At 41.9% G+C, this 21658-nt stretch carries 22 protein-coding genes; 12 read left to right on the top strand and 10 right to left on the bottom strand.

Annotated features, from left to right (window positions below; all coding sequences use genetic code 11):
* Window positions 1–51 precede the first annotated feature (51 nt).
* From hemE to BLS32_RS03975, 12 genes are all read left to right on the top strand, one after another.
* The gene (gene hemE, locus BLS32_RS03920; protein WP_091392050.1) at window positions 52–1077 is read left to right on the top strand and encodes a uroporphyrinogen decarboxylase; all 1026 of its coding nucleotides are present in this window, start codon (window positions 52–54) and stop codon (window positions 1075–1077) included.
* Between the two features lie 156 nt (window positions 1078–1233).
* On the top strand, window positions 1234–1608 hold the full coding sequence (locus tag BLS32_RS03925; protein ID WP_091392052.1) for a hypothetical protein: 375 nt from the start codon (window positions 1234–1236) through the stop codon (window positions 1606–1608).
* Window positions 1609–1611: 3 nt separating this feature from the next.
* Window positions 1612–2157: a GNAT family N-acetyltransferase gene (locus tag BLS32_RS03930; protein ID WP_091392054.1), complete on the top strand. Its 546-nt coding sequence runs from the start codon at window positions 1612–1614 to the stop codon at window positions 2155–2157.
* Window positions 2147–3049, top strand: coding sequence for an oxygen-dependent coproporphyrinogen oxidase (hemF, locus tag BLS32_RS03935; RefSeq protein WP_091392056.1), 903 nt, complete (start codon window positions 2147–2149; stop codon window positions 3047–3049). The genes BLS32_RS03930 and hemF overlap by 11 nt, the downstream gene beginning before the upstream one ends.
* Window positions 3050–3199: 150 nt before the next feature.
* A complete protein-coding gene (locus tag BLS32_RS03940) occupies window positions 3200–4138 on the top strand; it encodes a DUF4421 family protein (RefSeq protein WP_170227522.1) in 939 nt (312 codons plus the stop codon).
* Between the two features lie 59 nt (window positions 4139–4197).
* Window positions 4198–5187 carry a porphobilinogen synthase gene (hemB, locus tag BLS32_RS03945; RefSeq protein ID WP_371860011.1) on the top strand — a complete coding sequence of 330 codons (990 nt, stop codon included), beginning with the start codon at window positions 4198–4200 and terminating at the stop codon, window positions 5185–5187.
* 91 nt (window positions 5188–5278) lie between these two features.
* Window positions 5279–5662 carry a c-type cytochrome gene (locus BLS32_RS03950; protein ID WP_091392060.1) on the top strand — a complete coding sequence of 128 codons (384 nt, stop codon included), beginning with the start codon at window positions 5279–5281 and terminating at the stop codon, window positions 5660–5662.
* Between the two features lie 186 nt (window positions 5663–5848).
* On the top strand, window positions 5849–6322 hold the full coding sequence (locus BLS32_RS03955; protein ID WP_091392062.1) for a methylated-DNA--[protein]-cysteine S-methyltransferase: 474 nt from the start codon (window positions 5849–5851) through the stop codon (window positions 6320–6322).
* A 56-nt stretch (window positions 6323–6378) separates the two neighbouring features.
* Window positions 6379–7536 carry a serine hydrolase domain-containing protein gene (locus tag BLS32_RS03960; protein ID WP_091392065.1) on the top strand — a complete coding sequence of 386 codons (1158 nt, stop codon included), beginning with the start codon at window positions 6379–6381 and terminating at the stop codon, window positions 7534–7536.
* Window positions 7537–7567: 31 nt separating this feature from the next.
* The gene (locus tag BLS32_RS03965; RefSeq protein WP_091392067.1) at window positions 7568–8281 is read left to right on the top strand and encodes a 3'-5' exonuclease; all 714 of its coding nucleotides are present in this window, start codon (window positions 7568–7570) and stop codon (window positions 8279–8281) included.
* A 79-nt stretch (window positions 8282–8360) separates the two neighbouring features.
* Window positions 8361–9800, top strand: a complete 1440-nt coding sequence (locus tag BLS32_RS03970) for a nucleoside recognition domain-containing protein (protein WP_091392069.1) — start codon at window positions 8361–8363, stop codon at window positions 9798–9800.
* A 17-nt stretch (window positions 9801–9817) separates the two neighbouring features.
* On the top strand, window positions 9818–10267 hold the full coding sequence (locus BLS32_RS03975; protein ID WP_091392070.1) for a DUF1569 domain-containing protein: 450 nt from the start codon (window positions 9818–9820) through the stop codon (window positions 10265–10267).
* 84 nt (window positions 10268–10351) lie between these two features.
* Here the strand turns inward: BLS32_RS03975 and BLS32_RS03980 are convergent, their stop codons facing one another.
* The 10 genes from BLS32_RS03980 to BLS32_RS04025 form a co-directional block, all read right to left on the bottom strand.
* Window positions 10352–11011: a 3-oxoacid CoA-transferase subunit B gene (locus BLS32_RS03980; protein WP_091392072.1), complete on the bottom strand. Its 660-nt coding sequence runs from the start codon at window positions 11009–11011 to the stop codon at window positions 10352–10354.
* Window positions 11012–11043: 32 nt separating this feature from the next.
* Window positions 11044–11985, bottom strand: coding sequence for a phage tail protein (locus tag BLS32_RS03985; protein ID WP_091392073.1), 942 nt, complete (start codon window positions 11983–11985; stop codon window positions 11044–11046).
* Between the two features lie 17 nt (window positions 11986–12002).
* The gene (locus BLS32_RS03990) at window positions 12003–12707 is read right to left on the bottom strand and encodes a CoA transferase subunit A (RefSeq protein ID WP_091392075.1); all 705 of its coding nucleotides are present in this window, start codon (window positions 12705–12707) and stop codon (window positions 12003–12005) included.
* 168 nt (window positions 12708–12875) lie between these two features.
* On the bottom strand, window positions 12876–15170 hold the full coding sequence (locus BLS32_RS03995) for a penicillin-binding protein 1A (RefSeq protein ID WP_091392077.1): 2295 nt from the start codon (window positions 15168–15170) through the stop codon (window positions 12876–12878).
* 6 nt (window positions 15171–15176) lie between these two features.
* Window positions 15177–15659, bottom strand: a complete 483-nt coding sequence (locus BLS32_RS04000) for a gliding motility lipoprotein GldH (protein WP_091392079.1) — start codon at window positions 15657–15659, stop codon at window positions 15177–15179.
* Window positions 15643–17022: a PSP1 domain-containing protein gene (gene ricT, locus BLS32_RS04005; RefSeq protein WP_091392081.1), complete on the bottom strand. Its 1380-nt coding sequence runs from the start codon at window positions 17020–17022 to the stop codon at window positions 15643–15645. Before ricT ends, BLS32_RS04000 begins: the two co-directional genes overlap by 17 nt.
* A gap of 399 nt (window positions 17023–17421) precedes the next feature.
* Window positions 17422–18777, bottom strand: coding sequence for an oxygen-dependent tRNA uridine(34) hydroxylase TrhO (trhO, locus tag BLS32_RS04010; RefSeq protein WP_091392084.1), 1356 nt, complete (start codon window positions 18775–18777; stop codon window positions 17422–17424).
* 240 nt (window positions 18778–19017) lie between these two features.
* A complete protein-coding gene (locus BLS32_RS04015) occupies window positions 19018–19428 on the bottom strand; it encodes a BrxA/BrxB family bacilliredoxin (RefSeq protein WP_091392086.1) in 411 nt (136 codons plus the stop codon).
* A gap of 88 nt (window positions 19429–19516) precedes the next feature.
* A complete protein-coding gene (locus BLS32_RS04020; protein WP_091392089.1) occupies window positions 19517–20683 on the bottom strand; it encodes a lycopene cyclase family protein in 1167 nt (388 codons plus the stop codon).
* Window positions 20684–20839: 156 nt separating this feature from the next.
* Window positions 20840–21610, bottom strand: coding sequence for a transporter (locus tag BLS32_RS04025; protein WP_091392091.1), 771 nt, complete (start codon window positions 21608–21610; stop codon window positions 20840–20842).
* Window positions 21611–21658: the final 48 nt, after the last annotated feature.

Raw genomic sequence — 21658 nt, forward strand, 5'->3', positions numbered from 1 at the left:
TTTTTATCATTAAGGGATTAAGAAAAATTTAAGTTTAGCACAAATAAACAAATGATCAAAAACGACCTATTTTTAAAAGCATTGCGCGGAGAAACCGTAGAACGTCCGCCAGTCTGGATGATGCGCCAAGCTGGCAGGTATTTGCCCGAATTCATCGCCCTGCGCGACAAATACGATTTTTTTACACGCTGCCAAACGCCGGAATTGGCTTCTGAAATTACCGTGCAGCCCATCAGAAGAATTGCTCCAGATGCAGCGATTCTATTCTCAGACATACTCGTCGTGCCGCAAGCAATGGGCATTGAAGTATTAATGAAAGAATCCGTTGGACCATTTTTACCCAATCCAATCCGGACGATTCAGGATGTTGAAAGAGTCATTGTTCCCGATATCGATGAAACTTTAGGCTACGTTATGGACGCGATCAAAATGACCAAAGAAATGCTCAATGATGAGGTTCCGCTGATTGGTTTTGCAGGTTCACCATGGACGATTTTTTGTTACGCCGTTGAAGGAAAAGGCTCAAAAAGTTTCGACACTGCCAAAGGATTTTGCTTTTCGCATCCCGAAGCAGCACACGTTTTATTGCAAAAAATCACCGATACGACAATCGCTTATTTAAAGAAAAAAGTCGAAGCCGGAGTCAACGCAGTCCAGATTTTTGACAGCTGGGGCGGCATGCTTTCACCAGTCGATTACCAGGAATTTTCGTGGAAATACATCAACCAGATCGTTGAAGCTTTAGCAGACATCACGCCAGTCATTGTCTTCGGAAAAGGCTGCTGGTTTGCACTCGGCGAAATGGGCAAAAGCAAAGCATCGGCACTTGGCGTAGACTGGACGTGTTCGCCAAGAAACGCCAGGTACTTATCGGGCGGAAACATTACGTTGCAGGGAAATTTTGATCCGTCAAGGTTGTTGTCGCCGATTCCGACAATCAAAAAAATGGTGCACCAAATGATCGACGAATTCGGGAAAGACAAATACATCGTGAATTTAGGCCACGGAATCCTGCCGAATATTCCGGTAGATCACGCGAAAGCGTTCATCGATGCGGTGAAAGAATATAATAATTGATAATGGGGCGTGTCGGCGGCTCCCAAAAAGCTAATCGCATTTTGCTCGCCACCGTCGTGCTTTCGGCACTCGCTGTTGCTTCGTGCCTCAGCAACGAGCTTAAACAAAGCCTCAATCCCTCACGCAAATCTCACGCACTACCAATAAAGTAAATCTATGCCATTAACCGCAAGGCTTCGCGACGAAGAAAACGAAAGAATCAACAACGTTTTAAAAAAGTTGATTGGTTTGGATTATGTTCCTGAAACGGGAACTGATTCCATCGATCAGATTTTGGCTCAAATCGGCTTGACGTTTGAAATGTTGTCTAATTTAAGTCCGCAAGATTTGGTGTTGCATTTGAAAAAATTCAATTTTGACTGGGAAAATGCAGAACAATTTGCCGATTTTCTGATTTCAGTTTCCGATCGGTCGAATGAAAATTCAATACATTGGAAACAATGCGCCATCGCCGTTTACAATTACATTCAATCCGAAAGCAAAGTGTTTTCATTCGGAATTTCGACTAAAATCGCAGCTGCAAAAAAGTAAGTTATGGCATTCGAAAACTGGAACATACAAACCATCGCTGAAATTCTTCCCGAAGAATTGTTCAACCTGATTGAGAAAAACCGAAACCACATCAGCAAAACATTTCCGGTTACAGTTTCAAGCTGTGAGAATTTCGAGAAAACCATTCAGTATCTCGGCGAAGCAATCGAAAATCAGGAAAAAGAAGAATCCTATTATTTTTATCTGAGAAACCTCGAAACCGGAATTTTGATCGGATTTGTGATGATTAAAAACCTCAATAAAAAAATCCGAAAATGCGAACTTGCGTATTTTGTAGATCAGGATTTCGAAGGAAAAGGCATCATTTCGAAAGCAGTTGTACAAACGATCAGCTTTTGTTTCCGCGAATTGATGATGAACAAGATTTTCATCTGTACATCAAAAATCAATTTCGGAAGCCAAAAAATTGCAACGAAAAACGGTTTTCAGCAGGAAGGCATTTTACGCGAAGAATTTAAAAACGGTGAAGGCGTTTTAGAAGATATTGTTTATTTCGGACTCTTAAAATCCGATTATTATGAAAGATAAATTTTACCAATACATACAGAATCTCCAAGACGAAATTGTTGCCGGACTTGAAAAAATCGATGGCCACGCCAAATTCCGTGAAGACATTTGGCAACGCCCAGAAGGCGGCGGAGGACGAACACGCGTCATTGAAAACGGCGCAGTATTCGAAAAAGGCGGCGTCAACATTTCAGCAGTTCACGGCAAATTGCCCGATTCGATGCAAAAATTATTCAACGTAGGCGAAGCTGATTTTTTTGCGTGCGGACTCAGTTTGGTCATCCATCCAAAAAGCCCAATGGTGCCCACGGTTCATGCAAATTGGCGTTATTTTGAAATGTATGATGAGGTAGGAAATGTCATCCAGTCGTGGTTCGGCGGCGGCCAGGATTTAACGCCGTATTATTTATTTGAAGAAGATGCAAAACATTTTCACCAAACCTCAAAAACGGCCTGCGACAAACACAACCGCGACTTTTATACAAAATATAAAAAACAATGTGATGGGTATTTCTGGAACGCGCACCGCAACGAAGCACGTGGCATTGGTGGTTTGTTCTTCGATTATTGCAAAGCAACAGAACAAATGTCGATGGAAAACTGGTATGATTTCGTGACTGAAATAGGCAACAGTTTCCTCGAAGCATACGTTCCGATTGTAGAAAAAAGAAAAGATTTGCCGTATACAGAAGCACAAAAAAACTGGCAGGAAATCCGCCGTGGGCGTTATGTCGAATTCAATCTCGTTCACGACAAAGGCACGTTGTTCGGGCTAAAAACCAACGGCCGCATCGAAAGCATTTTGATGAGTTTGCCACCAACCGTGCAATGGATTTACGACCATCATCCGGAAAAAGGAAGTGAAGAGGAAAAGTTGTTGAAAGTTTTAGAAAACCCGGTAGATTGGATTTAACAAAATAAACCATTAAGGAATTAAGATTCATTAAGTAGACTTAACTAGTCTTAATTCCTTAATGGTTCAAATAAAATATGCGACGAAGAAAGAACTTACATTTCTGGTTGAATGTAATTATCAATTGTCCATCATCAATTATCCATTAATTTGAAAAATTATTGCATAGGGATTTTTTTTACCAGTTTTCTGAGCTGTCTGGCGCAGGAAGACTCAACCCGTGTGCGCTATTTTAAACCATTCGATGACAACATTACAACAAAACTTTCTGTAAATTCCACATCAAACAGTTTTGTTTTAAATGATGTTGCCAATAATATGAGATATGATATTGTTCCGAATGACCGCGAGCGAATTGATCTTGGCATAAGTTACCGATCAATTGCATTCAGTTTTGGCTTTGCACCAGATTTTCTCGCAACTAACAAAGACAACAACAATTCGAAATTATACAACCTGAATTTTCGCGCATTCCACAAGCAATGGACACAGAGTTTTGATTTGTACAGTCAAAGAGGATTTTACCTCGAAGCAAACGACCAGCAAGTTCCGCTTCCCGAAATGAAAACCTTAAAAATCGGCGGGCAGACTTCATACATTTTAAACAAGAACTTTTCATTCCGAGCTGTTTCGGCGCAAAGCGAATGGCAGCAAAAAAGCGCCGGAAGTTTCGTTCCAACCTTATCCTTATATTACACCAAACTGCGGTTTAAAATTGAAGATTTCGACGAAACCGTAAACATTTACACTGCAGCGTTATCGCCGGCCTATTATTACAATTTCGTCATCAGGAAAAATTTCTTTTTCTCGCTGGGCGTTTTGCCGGGTTTCGGAGTAGAATATGCAGATTCCGATGCTTCGGCTTTGTATCAGATGGAAATTAGCGCCGCATTAGGTTACAATTCAGATACATTTTTTGCCGGAATCAATTCCAATGCAAAATATTTCAACAGCAATACCGGCTCCGATGTCGAATGGGGCGATACGGTTTCGAGGGGCGAAATTTACCTCGGCTATCGGTTCAAACCACCCAAAAAACTGACTGAAACCACCGATAAAATCAACCAGAAATTACCATTCAAAAAATAAAAATAATCTACGATAGTGTCTCAATTATCAATTGTTCATTATCCATTATCCATTAAAATATGATGTTCAACAGAAATAGAAGACTCAGAACCAATGAATCGATCAGAAGTTTAGTAAGAGAAACGACTTTAAGTCCGAACGATTTTATGTTACCGATGTTCGTCGCCGAAGGCAAAGACGTCAAAATTGCCATTCCATCGATGCCCGGAATTTACCGCCATTCGCTCGACAACACCATCAAAGAAATTAAAGAAGCCTGGAATCTCGGGATCACAGCCGTAAATATTTACGTTAAAGTTTCCGAAAACCTCAAAGACAACACCGGAAAAGAAGCCTGGAACAAAGACGGACTCATGCAGCAAACGATCCGCGCGATCAAAGACGCCGTTCCTGAAATGATCGTGATGCCAGATGTCGCGCTTGATCCATATTCGATTTACGGCCACGATGGCATTATCGAAAAAGGACAAATCATGAACGATTCAACGGTTGATGCGCTTACGCGTATGAGCCTCAGCCACGCCGAAGCCGGAGCCGATTTTGTTGCACCTTCAGACATGATGGACGGCCGCGTGTATGCGATCAGAAAAGCACTTGAAGAAAACGGACACCACAATGTAGGAATCATGAGTTACAGTGCAAAATATGCATCGGCATTTTACGGGCCTTTCCGCGACGCACTCGATTCTGCGCCGGTCGATCTAAACCATGTGCCAAAAGATAAAAAAACGTATCAGATGGATTATGCAAACCGCATCGAAGCCATCAAAGAAACGCTCGACGACGTGGCTGAAGGCGCCGATATTGTGATGGTAAAACCCGGAATGGCGTATCTCGACATTGTTCGCGAAGTTAAAAATGCTGTAAATGTTCCTGTTGCCGTTTATCAGGTTTCAGGCGAATATGCGATGGTCAAAGCGGCCTCAGAGCGCGGTTGGCTTGACCACGACAAGATCATGATTGAACAATTGTACTGCATCAAAAGGGCAGGAGCGAACATCATTTCGACGTATTTTGCGAAAGAAGCAGCCGTCATTTTAAACAGATAAATATTTTAAAATTCACAGTTAAGGAATTAAGGAAATTAAGTTTTTGCTTAACGGGTCTTAATGCCTTAATGGTTCAAAAAAATAAAAAAACATGTACAAAAAGCTTTTATTTTTAATAGCAATCGGCCTGTTTTTCAGTTGTAAATCTGAAGAAAAAAAAGAAAATCTGTATCCAGAAGCGCAAACTGAAAAGCAAACGCCCGAACAACTTGGTCAGGAGCTTTTCGAAGGCAAAGGAAACTGCATCGCCTGCCATCAGCCCGACCAGAAAATCATTGGCCCAAGTCTGCAGGAAATTGCAAAAACCTACAAAGACAAGAACGCAAGCATCGTAAATTTTCTCAAAGGCAACGAAGAACCCATCGTCGATCCGAGTCAGTTTGAAGTCATGAAAACGAATTTCACGATCACGAAGCAAATGTCTGAAGTCGAATTAAAAGCGCTCGAAAGTTACATTTTGAGCCATTTGAAGTAGTTTTTCAGGAGCTGATTCCGGCTATCCGCTGCAAATGAAATTCACTGAACTCATATGAAAAGTAGAAATAAAGTGAAGCAATCTTTTTTCGGTAAAACCTCAAAAAGGATTTCCGCTTCTATCAGGGCTAGGGCGACAGTTTCAAAAATAAGCTTATGATTTCAACGCAAAAACTTACCTTTAACAATGGAAACCGCCTTTATCAATTCACCGCTCGGAATCACGAAAATCACCGGAGACGAATCGGGGATTTCAGTCATTTCCATATTGAACGATGAAACGGAAATTTCTTCAGAAATCCCCGAAATACTTGGGGAAGCAGTCAGCCAACTCTACGATTATTTCGATGGCAAACGCCAGGATTTTACCTTTAAATTAAATCCGTCAGGAACTGATTTCCAGCAAAAAGTATGGCAGGAATTGTTGAAAATTCCATTTGGGAAAACCATGTCTTACCTTGATCTGTCCAAAAAAATCGGCGATGTCAAAGCCATACGGGCCGTGGCTTCAGCCAATGGAAAAAATCCGTTATGGATTGTTGTTCCGTACCATCGCGTCATCGGAACAGATGGTTCGCTAACCGGTTATGCCGGCGGATTGTGGCGCAAGAAATGGCTCATCGAACATGAAAATCCAAGCCATCAGCAAAGTCTTTTCTAAAAAAGAATCATAAAGGAAAATTGTGTAAATTGCTTTGCCTTTGCAAACAAACATTTATGAAAATCCTTGTCAAAATCCTGTTGTGGTTCATCGTCGTGTTGACATCAATCACCTTACTGCTCTACATTTTCAATTTTGATTACCTGATCACCGCAGTCAGAACAGTTTATTTAAACGGCCACACAACGGCATTTCTCGATGATTATAAATATTTTGCAAACCGCACCATTCCAAAAAGCACCACGCCGCAGCCTTGGGCAATTTCCAAAGATTACAATTCGGTAAAACCAACTGCTGAACTCGAAAACTGGCATCAAGAAACCGGAAGCGTCGCCTTTTTGATTATAAAAAAGGACAGCATCTGGAACGAAAGTTATTATGATGGTTATGGAAAAGATTCCAAATCAAATTCATTTTCGATGGCAAAAAGCGTGGTTTCGGCAGCGCTTGGAAAAGCGATCATGCAGGGAAAGATCAAAAGCCTTGAGCAGTTGGTTTCTGATTTTTATCCTGAATTTGCAGATGGAAAAACAGCCACAATGACCGTTGGTGATTTGTCCTCGATGGCTTCCGGATTAGATTGGGATGAATCGTATTACAGTCCGTTTTCAGTAACCACACGCGCTTATTTTGATGAAGATTTAGATAAAATCATCCTCGGTTTAAAAGGAGAAAGCGAGCCGGGAAAATCATATAAATACCTTTCCGGAAACACGCAATTGCTCGCAATGTGCATCCAAAAAGCAACCGGGGAAAACCTCGCCGACTATGTTTCCAAAAATTTCTGGCAGCCGCTTGGCGCAGAAAATGAAGCGCTTTGGCAAACCGACCACAAAGGCGGAATGGTCAAAGCATATTGTTGTATTGCAAGCAATGCACGCGATTTTGCACGTTTCGGAAAATTGTACAAACAAAACGGAAAATGGAACGGACAGCAAATACTTGACAGTACTTTTATAGTCAAGTCAACGACGCCGCGCTTTGCAGATTCGCCTGAATACGGTTACGGTTTCTGGCTCAGCAATTACAAAAACAAGAAAATATTTTACATGCGCGGACATCTTGGGCAATATGTGATCGTGATTCCTGAAGACGATCTGATCATCGTTCGCCTTGGAAACCGACACGTCCGAAGCACGACTGGCAACAAGCACAGCGACGATTTTTACGGCTATATTGACGAAACCTATAAAATGCTTGCCAAAAGAAAATAATATTAGCCAGAAACTTTAAATACACGCCATTATGATTGAGAAAATTAACTTAGAACACATTTTGTTCCTCGACATCGAAACTGTTCCGATGGTGGAAAATTTCAATGCGCTCGACGCCGACATGCAGCAGCTTTGGGAACTCAAAACCCAATACCAAAGACGCGACGAATACACGCCTGAAGACTTTTATGACCGTGCTGGAATCTGGGCAGAATTTGGAAAAATCGTCTGCATTTCCGTAGGTTATTTTGTCCTCAAAGGCGACATCCGGAATTTTCGCGTGACCTCATTTTTTGGAGAAGAAGCAAAGATCTTAAAGGATTTCAACAACCTGCTGAACAACCACTTTAACCAGCCACAGCATTTGCTTTGCGGACATAATGCAAAAGAATTCGACATTCCGTTTATCGCCAGGAGAATGATCATCAACCAAATTCCGATTCCAAACAAACTTAATTTATTCGGAAAAAAACCATGGGAAATTCCGCATCTCGATACCCTGGAATTGTGGAAATTTGGCGATTACAAACATTTTACGTCTTTAAAACTGCTGACAAAAATCTTAGGGATTCCATCTCCAAAAGGCGACATCGACGGCAGCCAGGTTGGCCACGTTTTTTATGTTGAAAAAGACATCGACCGCATTGTAACCTATTGTGAAAAAGACACGATTGCCGTTGCCCAGATTTTCTTGCGTTTGCGGCGTGAAGATTTGCTGGTTGATGATGAGATTTTGCATGTGTAAATCGGCGAAGCAACGCAACTTTCGACTGTCGGCTTTCCAACTTTCGACTAAATAATCTACATTTACAAAAAAACAGATTATGGTTTTAAGCAGGTTCTGGCTGGTGATTTTCATTTCTTCGATTGTATTTGTGGTCGTGAGCTTATTCACAGGAAACAATTATTCAGTCGATTTTATATTGAATGGAAAAAAGGATGATCCGGTTTTGATTTCCGAAAAATATAAAGAACAGTTGCCTGAGTTTATCCGCGACAGCATTGAAAAAGCGCCTGAACAAACGATCGTCATTAATAAAGTTGAATCGAATGCCGACACGACTTACATCTTCAAAAACAAAACGGTAAAAATCTACAGCGGCGTACAAAAAACCGACGGGCTTTTGCCAACGTGTAAAAATACACTGCTTGATCTGATCCTTCCACTGATCGCTTACCTTGCTTTTTTCTGCGGACTCATGCAATTGCTGATCGATTCCGGAGCTTCTGAGAAACTCGCTAAAAAACTGAGTCCGGTGTTTGTAAAAGTGTTCCCGACAGTTCCAAAAAACCACGAATCGATCTCCTACATGACGTTGAATTTTGCAGCAAACTTCCTCGGTTTGGATTCCGCAGCAACACCATTCGGACTAAAAGCGATGCAGAGTTTGCAGGAATTGAATCCCGATAAAGACCGCGCCAGCGACGCTCAAATCATGTTTATGTGTTTGCATGCGGCCGGACTGACGTTGATCCCGACTTCCATCATCGGATACCGCGCTGCTGAAAATGCGAGCAATCCTGCCGATGTGATGTTGCCGTGCATCATTACCTCTTTCGTTGGAACCATTGCGGCATTTCTGGTCATCGGAATCAGGCAGAAAATCAACTTTAAAAGTGCTTCGCTTGTGGTCACTTTAATGACTTTGATTGCCGCGATTGCCGGGTTGATGCTATACATCGGACGAATGGATTTGGTAGAGAAAAATTTGTTTACCGGAAATCTTTCGGGATTGATGCTCGTTGGGATTATTGCATTTACGCTGGTTTTTTCCTTTATCCACGAAAAGAAATTTACAGAACTGAATACGACGATTTTCGATTCTTTCGTGACGGGCGCCAACAACGGACTGAAAACCGGTGTAACGATTTTTCCTTATGTTCTGGGAATGCTGGTCGCGATTTCATTTTTCAGGAACAGCGGTTTGTTTGAAATTATCAGCAACGGAATTTCGTTTGTATTTTCACACATCGGCGTAAGCAAAGAAATTACCGATTCGTTGCCTGTTGCGATGCTTAGGCCTTTTAGCTCTGGCGGGTCACGCGGATTTATGATTGATTCGATGCGCACTTTCGGGCCGGATTCTTTCACCGGAAGGCTGAGCTGTATTTTTCAGTGCAGTGCCGAAACCACTTTTTATGTGATCGCCGTTTATTTTGGATCGATCAAAGTGAAGAATACGAGATATACACTGGGATCGATGCTTTTGGTCGATCTGATATGTGTGGTTACAGCAATTTTCGTCGCAAGCTGGTTTTTCTAATCCATAAAATATAAAAAATGACAAATATTTTTGATAAACAGGATAACGAAAGTTTACTAAAAAGGTTGCAGCAACTTCATCCCGAATCTCAACCGCTTTGGGGAAAAATGACCGTTTCACAAATGGTTTTGCACTGCCAGAAACCGATTGATGTAGCGCTCGGAAAACTGATTCTCAAAGGCGGGTTGTTGGGATTTCTTTTCGGGAAAATTGCCAAGAACAGTTTTATCAAGAACCTGGGCTTTAGCAAAAATTCGCCAACGTTGACACAGTTTAAGATTTCCGGAAATCCGGACTTTGAAAAAGAAAGGCAAATTTTAATGGCCATGATTGCCAATTTTGAAACCGTCGGACCGAAAATAATAGTCAATAAAGTACATCCTTTTTTTGGTGAAATGTCGGATGAAGAATGGGGAACATTGCATTATGTGCACCTCGACCACCATTTAAAGCAATTTGTGGTTTAGTTTTGCATATAAAATAAATGGCCACTAATTCACGAATATTTAAAATTATTCGTGAATTAGTGGCCAAAATATTTATAGTAAATATTAGCCAATCTGCATTTCCGGAATGTCGCCTTCAATGATCAAATCGGCTTCAGTCGAAGCGATAATGTGTTCAACGGTTACGCCCGGAGCACGTTCTAAAAGCTTAAAGCCTTTTGGCGTGATTTCTAAAACAGCAAGCTCGGTAACGACTTTCTTCACACAGCCTACGCCAGTTAACGGAAGCGTACATCTTTTCAGGATTTTAGATTCCCCGGCTTTGTTGACGTGCATCATCGCGACGATGATATTTTCTGCAGATGCGACCAAATCCATTGCGCCGCCCATACCTTTGACCATTTTTCCGGGAATTTTCCAATTGGCAATGTCGCCGTTTTCAGCGACTTCCATCGCACCTAAAATAGTCAAATCCACATGCTGTCCGCGAATCATCCCGAAGCTCGTCGCCGAATCGAAAAAAGAAGCGCCTTTTAGCGTTGTTATGGTTTGTTTTCCGGCATTGATGATATCGGCATCTTCTTCGCCTTCAAACGGAAATGGGCCCATTCCGAGCACGCCATTTTCACTTTGGAATTCTACCGCAATATCTTTTCGGACATAATTGGCCACTAAAGTTGGAATGCCAATGCCAAGATTGACGAAGTAATTGTGTTTCACTTCTTTTGCAATTCTTTGTGCGATTTCTTCTTTATTTAGCGCCATAAAAATATGTTTAAAGTTTATAAACTTCAGATTTAGATTGAAAAGGATAATGGGACAGACCATGCTGTTGGTGCTCCGCTTGAGCAGATTGCCCTGACATAGAATTGGTAGGTAGCGTTTTTTTGAAGAATCACGACCGGTGTGCCTGAGGTATCAATGGTTGATGTTGCGACGATACTTCCGCCTCTGACTACTTTGTATTCGAAATTCACTTCACCATTATAGTGCCAACCAAAATTCACTGCCAATTGTGTTGCATTGAATGAATTTGTAGCATAAGTTAAATTTGTTGGAACGCTGCATAAATTTTGATTGGTTGCCGAAAAATAGCTGTACGGCCCAACCCATGAACTCCAAGTATTCGTTGTATTGCAAAAAGCCCTGACATAAAAGTCATAAGTTGTGTTTGCTGCCATTTGCATTGCTCCATAATAAGCAGTATTTGAGACAACTATTGTTCCGGCGCCAAGCGAAAACCCTTGCGTTCCGTATTGAACTTCGTAGCGCGATGCAGACGATGTAGCACTCCAGTCAAATTCAAATCCGAAATTGCTTAAACCAGCCTTTAAATCATACGGTTCCGGACAAAAATCTGTTATGGTGACACTTTTTGGAGTAGTCCATGTGCTTCTGCTGTTGTCTGAGCAAACTGCTCTTGCGTAAAAAAGGTACACATCTCCGGGATTAAGGCCTAAATCGTAAAGCGCCTTGGTTTTGGTTAATGTGGTCATTTGTTCTTTCTGGCCAAATTCGGGATTGTTGTCGCTTCCTGCCATTAGGTAAGAAACTTCATAATATAAAGGACTTGAGTCAGTGGTAATCGTAAAAGTTATGTTGCCGGCTTGCTGTATTGCGGTAAGATCCCTTACAGATGCACACGGATTTGTTGCTGCAACTTCTGTAACAGCATCGCTGCTTGAACAGGCATTAAAAAGGAAAGCAATAAATAATACTTGAAGTGACGTTGTTTTCATAAAAAGAAATAAAATATTTAAGATTGTTTTTTTCTGACGGTTCGTTGTTCGATCCTTTTTTCATAATGTTCACCCTGGAAGATCCTTTTGACAAAAATTCCGGGAATGTGGATTTGGTTCGGATCTAAAGTTCCGGCTTCTACGAGTTCTTCAACTTCGGCGATCGTGATTTTCGCGGCACCGGCCATGCAGGAATTGAAATTCCGGGCAGTTCCTTTGAAGATTAAATTTCCGGCGGTGTCGCCTTTCCAGGCTTTAACGATCGCGAAATCGGCTTTGTAAGCTTCTTCCATCACGTGCATTTTGCCGTTGAATTCGCGGGCTTCTTTGCCTTCGGCGACTTCTGTTCCGTAGCCTGCGGGTGTGTAGAAAGCGGGGATTCCGGCTTGTGCGGCCCGGCATTTTTCGGCTAGTGTTCCTTGCGGCGTGAGTTCAACTTCGAGTTCGCCTGAAAGCATCTGGCGTTCAAATTCAGCATTTTCGCCGACATAGGAAGAAATCATTTTCTTGATTTGTCGTTTTTGCAACAACAAACCAAGTCCAAAATCGTCAACGCCGGCATTGTTTGAGATGCAGGTTAAATCTTTGACATCTTTTTTGACGAGTTCGGCGATGCTGTTTTCGGGGATTCCGCAAAGGCCGAAACCACCAACCATGATGGTTTGCCCGTTTTCAATTCCCTGAAGTGCTTCCTGTACAGAGTTTACTTTTTTGTTGATCATGTCGTTAGTTTTTTTGCCACGAATAACGCTGTTGATTGCGTGGATGTTTTAGCCCCGATAGCAGCCGGTATCCTTTGTGAGGTACGAACAAAGATAAAGGCGAATAGCGGGAAATAGCTCCTAATAAAAACCATGAAGCAATTGAGATCATCGCTTCATGGTTTTAATTTATAATGAAAATTCGTCCGTGTCCTGCTCAAATTCAGTCGCCGTAGTGTCTTTTACCGGAACCCAGCAATCCACTTTGATTGAAAGGTTTTTAGGGCGGTCGAAATCTTTTTTGGAGATGTTCAAATCCTTATCGGCATAACATTTTTTCATAAAAATTCCCCAGATCGGCAAAGCTGCAGTTGCGCCCTGGCCATAAGTAATTCCCCGGAAATGCGCCGAACGGTCTTCGCAGCCCACCCAGATTCCGGTGCATAAATTCGGCACCATGCCCATAAACCAACCGTCGGATTGTTTTTGTGAAGTTCCGGTTTTACCGGCAATTGGGTTAGTGAACATGTATGGATAACCAGTGACGCGGTTGTAACCATTTCCGCCGCCTTGTGTGCGCAAACGCGCGCCTGAGCCGCTTTCGGTAACGCCTTCAAGCAGTTTTATGACTGCGAAAGCGATGTCTTTATTGAGAACATCGTGCGATTCCGGAACTGGCTCGTAAATCACAACACCATTTTTATCTTCAATCCTAGTAATGAACTGCGGTTTGATGTAAACGCCTTCATTTGCAAACGTGCTATATGCAGCAACCATGTCCTGAACTGTAATTTCTACAGCTCCAAGCGCGATGGATGGCTGCGCTGGAATGTCTGAATTGACACCGAGTTTGTGCGTTAATTCGACCACCGCTTCGGGGCCGACTTTGTCAATCAACTTTGCAGAAACCGTATTGATTGAAAGGGCAAGCGCTTTTTTTAAAGTCACCATGCCGCGGTATTCGCCATTTGAATTGCTTGGCGTCCAGGATTCTGTCACGTTGTGGCGCCCTTTTGGGATCGTGAACGGCGAATCGATAATCGAATCACACGGAGACATATTTAACTGTTCAATCGCAGTTGCGTAAACGAACGGTTTGAAAGTCGAACCCACCTGTCGCGCGCCTTGCCCAACGTGGTCGTATTGGAAGTATTTGTAGTTAATTCCGCCCACCCACGCTTTTACGTGCCCGGTTTGCGGCTCCATCGCCATTAAACCTGATTGTAAGAAACTTTTGTAATAACGGATTGAATCTGTTGGCGTTAATATGGTGTCGCGTTCGCCTTTCCAGGTAAACACTTTCATTTTGGTTTTTACGCCGAATGATTTGATAATGTCGGATTCGCTTTTGTCCTGCGCGGCCATTTGCTTCCAACGGTCGGACGTTTTCATCGCCTGCATCATCAGTTTTTGGGTTTCTGCATCGCTGAGTTTGATGAATGGCGCATTTTTATTGTCTTTCTGGTCGATCACAAATTCCTTTTGCAGGTTGGTTAAATGCTGCGTGACTGCATCTTCGGCATAGGTTTGCATGCGCGAATCAATGGTGACGTAAATTTTGAGTCCGTCTTTGTAAATGTCGAATTCTGAACCGTCGGATTTTTTATTTTCTTTTGTCCATCTTTTCATGAAATCACGTAAATATTCACGGAAATACGTCGCAATTCCTTCTTTATGGCTTTCCGGCTGGAAGTGTAAAACGATGGGTTTTTTCTCGAGTTGCGCTTTCGCGGATTCTTCTAAGAAACCATTTTTGACCATTTGGCCCAATACTGTATTTCTTCTCAACGTTACTTTTTCGATTCTTTTGATCGGATTGAAAAGCGATGGATTTTTAAGCATCCCAACGAGCATTGCACCTTCATCGATCGTTAAATCGCGCGGTTCTTTTCCGAAATATACTTTTGATGCCGAACGTATCCCGACTGCCGTATTGACAAAATCGGCTTTGTTCAAATACATTGCAATGATTTCATTTTTAGTGTATTGACGCTCAAGTCGGATGGCAATGATCCACTCTTTTGCTTTTTGGATGATCCGCAAAGGAAGAAATCTTGAACCTTCTCCGTGGAATAACAATTTGGCCAATTGCTGTGTAAGCGTACTTGCACCGCCGCTGGTTCCGAAACTTAAAACCGCTCTCATTGTTCCGCGGCCGTCAATTCCCGAATGCTCGTAAAAACGCTCGTCTTCGGTGGCAACCAACGCATCGACAAGATGTTTCGGCAAATCGGCATATTTAATCGGCGTGCGGTTTTCATTGTAGAATTTCCCAATCGTTACGCCATCTGTAGAAATGACTTCAGTCGCTAAGTTCGAATCCGGGTTCTCTAGATCTTCAAACGAAGGCATCGACCCGAAAACGCCCCAGGAAGCAAGGATGAAAAACAAGGCAAGTCCGCCCAGCGTATAAAGGAAAATCTTCCAGAATTGCCACTTGTAATGATTGAAATCTTTTGTAGTGTTATTTTTTTTGGCAGCCATAAAATCTTAATCTAATTTTTCTAATCTGAAACCTACTTCGGTAATTCCGTTGAGTTGCGGAACACCGGTTACTTTCCCGGTTTGCCTGTTCGCCTGACGGATGTGGACTTTATAAATCCCCGATTTAAATTGCATTCTTTTCTTAAAAACAAGTTTGCTTTCCTTGACATCTGTGAATCCGTTTCCGAGTAAATTCCCTTCGGCATCAGCCATTTGGTATTCGAGTGTATCGACTTTGGTAACGCCATCTGGCTGTTCCATCGAAACGATCACAAACAAATTGCTGAACGGATAATTGTCGTCGTCGCGGATGTTCAAAAACGCATTGTATTGCTTCGTGGTGTCGATTTTCGGCAGCTCAAAACTCACAATGCTGTCCTTGTTCCAGGATTTTCCAACCGATTTGTATTCGTCAAAAACCCTTTTTTTATCGCATGAAACGAGTAAAACGGCTACAATAAAAAATAGCAGACTACTTTTTAGGTTCATCTTTCTTATTTGGAATTATCTTATTTCCGGCCGGTCTTGGGCCGTTGTTTGCCGGTTTCTGTTGGTTTTGATTGCCTTGCGGACGTTGCCCTTCGCGCGGTTTTTGTCCTTCTCTGGGCTTTTGCCCTGCAGGTCGCGGTCCTCTTTCCGGACGTGGCTGGTTTCCGGCGGGACGGTTTTCTTTTACCGCAGGCTTTATGACTTCTGAACCTGGCGCTTTTTCGGCACCAACGGTTTGCTTTTTGTTCTTACTCGGGCGTTTCTTTTTCTTCGGTTGGTCAAAACGCGTCAAGCTTTCCTGGCCCATCGCATTGTTGAAGTCTTTTTCCGGAGCCGCCGCTTCTTCCACAGCATAATCTTCAAGTGAAGACACTTTGTTCTTTAGCTTGTTTTCAGCGACGATTTCGCGAACCTGTTCGATTTTCAACACATGCCAGTTCGCATAATTATCAGTGTAGGCAAACCACATCAGCCCTTTAAAAATGTCCTGTTTCTGGCAAACGGCCAACCCTTTTTCGGTCATGAGTTTGGTATCAAAATCGGGGAAATCTTTTAAAGCATCCATATACGTGTCGAGCTCATAATTGAGGCAGCACTTTAATTTGCCGCATTGTCCGGCGAGTTTTTGTGGATTCAGTGACAACTGCTGGTAACGCGCTGCAGAAGTATTGACGCTTCTAAAATCGGTTAACCAGGTCGAACAACAAAGCTCGCGTCCGCAAGATCCAATTCCGCCCAAGCGCGCCGCTTCCTGGCGAAAACCAACCTGCTTCATCTCAATCCTGGTGCTGAATTCCTTCGCAAAATCCTTGATCAGCAACCTGAAATCAATACGGTCGTTCGCCGTATAATAAAACGTAGCTTTCGATCCGTCGCCTTGGAATTCGATATCCGAAATCTTCATTTCGAGCTTGTGTCCAATCGCAAGTTCACGGGCGCGAACCTTCATCGGCTCTTCCTTATCGCGTGCATTCGACCAAATGTCGATATCTTTTTGTGATGCTTTTCTGTAAATTTTCGGAACGTCGCTGCTTTTGTGGTTTGCTCCTTTTTTCTTCATCTGGATGCGCACGAGCTCACCCGTTAAAGTTACAATCCCGATGTCGTGTCCCGGAGACGCTTCGGTCGCAATAATGTCGCCGATGCTTAAAGTCAGTTTCTCCGTATTTCTGTAAAATTCTTTCCGTCCGTTCTTGAAACGCACTTCAACGCAGTCAAAAGGCGCTTCACCATTGGGAAGGCTCATATTTGAAAGCCAGTCAAAGACCGTTAATTTATTGCAGCTGTCGGTGCCGCAAGTCCCATTATTTTTACAACCCTTTGGCGCTCCGCCATCTGAGGTTGAACAACTTGTACATGCCATGATATATGTAGTATTGCGACGCGCGCAATTTAAGTTCTTAAAACGTTTTGCGCGTAAAGATAGTATTTTTTAGTTGGAAAGTTTAAAGTCAAAAGTCAAAAGTCAAAAGTCAAAAAGTAAGAAGTTTTAGTGTGGCTGAGTGGCAAGTTCCTGAGTTGCTGAGTTTCAAATGCGCAGAAATTAAGAGTCAGGATATTAGGGCAATCAAGGCATCGTTAATTGTCAATTAATTTTTTCAAGAGCTATTCCCGCTATTCGCCTTTATCTTTGTTCGTCCCTCACAAAGGATACCGGCTGCTATCGGGGCTATGGCAATGGATTCATCCGTAAACAAAACTGCCGAGAAACCAATAGTAATTGGCAACTCAGCAGTTGAAATCGTGCTGGATGATTTAAAAATTAAACGTCCAGTTTGTATAATTTATCAGACAATCGAATTCTGAAAGGCAGCTTTAAGGAGCAATAATCTCCGGAAACCGCATTTCCAGACGCTTTGTCATTCACAAACATTTCTTCTAAAACCAATTCCTGGCTTCCGGTTGTTGGGCCTTTGATTAGGATTTTGTCGCCAATGTTGAGTTGGTTTTCTTCAATCAAAAATTGTCCAATGCTCGCTTTCGGAAAAAAATGAATCCCTTTTCCGAGATACGTTTTTTTAATTTTTGACGCTTTTACCGCTTTTGGCTTTTCCAAAACGTCGGTGGCAAGGGCATTGGCTGTAGCCGTATTTTTAAAAGTCAGCACCTCCGATTTTCCTTTTTTGAAGATCTTGTTGCCGTTTTTGATGCCGCGGCGAATGGCTTTTTGTTCGTCTTCCGGAAGATGGATCACGTCAACGCATTCGCTAGAACAGCAGCCTTCCATTGCAGCCGCACATGCTTCACATTGGATGAATAATAAATGACAACCTTCGTTAGCACAATTGGTATGCACGTCACACGGTTTTCCGCATTGGTGGCAATTGGAAACGATATCATCTGTAATTCTTTCGCCCAAGCGGTGGTCGAAAACGAAATTTTTCCCGATGAATTTGCTTTCGAGACCTTCGGCTTTCACTTGTCTTGTGTATTCGATGATGCCGCCTTCGAGCTGATAAACGTTTTCAAAACCTTTGTGCTTAAAATACGCGCTGGCTTTCTCACAACGGATGCCGCCGGTGCAATACATCAGTAATTTTTTGTCTGATTTGTGTTCGGCAAGTTGTCCTTCAATAATCGGCAGCGATTCGCGAAACGTGTCCACATCAGGTTTGATCGCTTTCGTGAAATGCCCAATCTCGCTTTCGTAATGGTTGCGCATGTCGACAACAATCGTGTCCGGATCTTCGAGCAGGTCGTTGAATTCCTTGGCTTTTAAATGAATTCCTATGTTTGTCGCATCGAAAGTTTCGTCGTTCAAACCGTCGGCTACAATTTTATCGCGGACTTTTACGGTCAGTTTTAGGAATGAAAAATCGTCCTGTTCTACGGCAACATTGAGGCGAATGCCTTTCATGAAATCGTATTTTTCGATTGTATCTTTAAATTCGTAAAAATGATCTGCCGGCAATGACAATTGGGCATTGATGCCTTCGTGTGCCACGTAAATTCTCCCTAAAACCTCCAATGGATTCCAGGCTAAAAAAAGATCATTTCTGAATTGTGTGGGATTTTCAATTTGCGCATAGGCGTAGAAAGACAGCGTGAGCCGCTGTTTTCCGGCATTGTCAATGAGTGCCGTTCTTTCCTCAGCGCTTAAAGTGTTGTACAGTTGCATGCTATAAACAGGTTTAAGTTTGGAATTATTTTGGCTGCAAATTTAGGGAAAAGTTGTGGAGTGGCAAAGTTTTCGGCAGATCGATAATTCGTTGTAAAAACTTTCTTTTAAAACCGAATGCCCTAGCCCTGATAGAGGCGGTATCCTTTGTGAGGCACGAACAAAGATAAAGGCGAAAGCAGGATTAGCTTCAAATAAAAAAACCACGACGAAACGTGGTTTTTACTGAATTTTTTGTGATTAACAGAATTCTTTAAAAGCGTCCTGTAAATTTTCAGCGATCAATTCTGCCGGACGGCCTTCAATGTGGTGTCGCTCCAACATGTGCACCAATTCGCCGTCTTTAAACAAGGCGATGCTTGGCGATGATGGCGGGAAAGGGAACATGAATCCCCGTGCTGCGTCTACTGCATCTTTGTCCACTCCGGCGAAAACCGTCACCAAATGGTCTGGTTTTTTGTCACCATTTAAGCTCTGTTTTGCACCTGGGCGTGCATTTCTTGCCGCACATCCGCAAACCGAATTCACGACAACAAGCGTCGTTCCTGGCTTGGCGATCGCGTTTTCTACGGCGCCGGCACTATATAATTCTTCAAAACCCGCGTCTGATAATTCAGCGCGCATTGGGCTTACCATTTCTTCTGGATACATAATCTTTTAATTAAAGGTTGAAAGTTATTTTAGCAAAGATAACAACAAATCGCGTTTTGAAAATGATGCGTATCATAAAGATTTGTTATCATTTTATAGTTTTTACAGGTTGATTTTTGAAAATCCTGTTGATTAATGCGCTGATAAATAACCGTTTCGGACATTTTAAAATGACTTTTAAATCTTCGTAAAGGGAAGTTTCTTCGTCGAGAAATTTAAAAATGAGTGCTGGATTTCCAGATTTGAACATTGATGAGAAAATGGAACTTCCAAGGTGGTTTTTATCGCTTAAAATGTCAAGTAACAACAAATCGTAAAACCAGAATTTGTTGGTTTTATGGAATTTTGTGAAGTCATTTTCATGTTGCGAAAATTCGATTAATGCTTTTGATTTTTTGATTGTATTTTTAAAAGTATAACCAGTGCTTGCTTTCGTCCAGCCGCCGGCAGAGCCAATGTTTAAAATGTTTTTGGTATTTTTTTTCCAGAATTGATATGACGTCATCGGAATTTGCCCGCGTTCTTTTTCGATGATTTCATAAGTTGAAATGCCGAGTTTTTGAATGTAATCTTCAATTGCATTTTCATATTCCTTTTCAGGAAGTAAATCTTTTGAAAACAAAGTATATTCAAGCAAAGCTTCATTTTCAGATGTTGGCAAAACATACATAAATCTTGTATTTCCGTTTTGCGGAATCGAGAAATCCATGAATGTCGGCAATTCGGGATTAAAGATTTTTTGTACGGTTTTGATTTTCCATCCAATGAAATGCTGCTGCAAAACCGGGAATTGTTGTTGGCTTAAAGCTGATTTTGGATCGTAAATGCTGTTGAATAATTTATTACAGCTAAAAGTTTCGGAGGCTGTTTCGATAAAAACCAAATCGTTTTTTTCTAAAATGGAATTGACTTTTTGGTTAATGAAGTGAATGTACGGATGAAGCGAAATTTCAACAAATACAAAATTGTAAAAATCCAGACCGCAAATCATCTTGTATTGATACGGATTCAAATCTAAAATTCTCCTGAAATTTTCATGGGCAAACCATGCAATTTTCCATTTTTTAGAAACAATGGCATCAAATTTTCCGTTTGGCTTTTCCCAGAAACACCAGGTTCTGTCGTTTGTTTTTTTCGAATCTGCATCCAGCAACAAAATGCTTTTATCCGAAAATTTCCCCGAAACCGCGATTTCATAAACCGCCATCAAAGCCGATAAACCCGCGCCAGCAAAAATGTAATCGTAGTGTTTCATTCCAAAATTAAAAACCTAAAGGTAGTTTTTTAGATCGCGTTTTCCTAAAAACCATTAAGGAATTAAGAACCATTAAGGCTTAATGAAACTTAATTCCTTAATGGTTTAGATCTTTTTTATAAAGACTCGCATTGTCAAGGAGTTTTGTGTTATAAATTACAATCGGAATGAAAATCCCAAAGCCGTGTAATAATCCGGAGCGTTTTCAGAAATTCCAAAACCGCCCGAAGCGTCGATCATCACATTGTCCGAAATCAAATACGTAAATCCGCCGTCGCAACGGTGATCGGCTTTATCCTTTTGTGGGGCAAATCCGTAAAGTTCGACATAACATCCTAGTTTTTCTGACAGTGAAAATCCGCCAGTCAAAGTATAAATAAATGTCGGTTCCGGACTTTCCCCGTCCCATTCTGCTCCTAAATTGTAGCCAAGGTTGACCTTGTCAGTTAAAGTGTGCTGCATTGTGAAGCGAAATCTCGGCGCATAATAAGTTGTTTTCAGTTCTTCTGAAGCCAATTCCGGAATCATCAAATGCGCGATGAACGACGTTTTTGGCCAGATGCCTTTTTCTTCAGCAAGTGCGGCTTTAAAGCCAATGAGTATCGGATTCAAACCTGAAATTTTAGCGCCATCGGTATTTTCAACTGAAAATTCTGTGATCAGGCGCAATTCAAAATTGCCGTTCACGCCGTATTTAATCAATGAAGAAGGCAATAAAAATGACTTTGAATGGCGGTCGGTTTTTTCAAAGCTAAATCCGTTTTCCATCTGAAATACGCCTTTCGGAACAATTGAAGGCGTTTCGGTCTGGTCTGGCCGATCGGTTTCTATCGGTTCCGATTTTTTCATTTCATTTTCGGTTTCCTGTGCCGCAACATTCAAAGAAATCGCCAGCAATACTATTGAGAATGTGATTGTAAGTTTCATAACAATTATTTTTTAGACAAATCTAAAAATTTATTTTGTAAAACGTAA

It is taken from the genome of Flavobacterium noncentrifugens, assembly GCF_900100375.1.
Taxonomy (GTDB): Bacteria; Bacteroidota; Bacteroidia; order Flavobacteriales; family Flavobacteriaceae; genus Flavobacterium; species Flavobacterium noncentrifugens.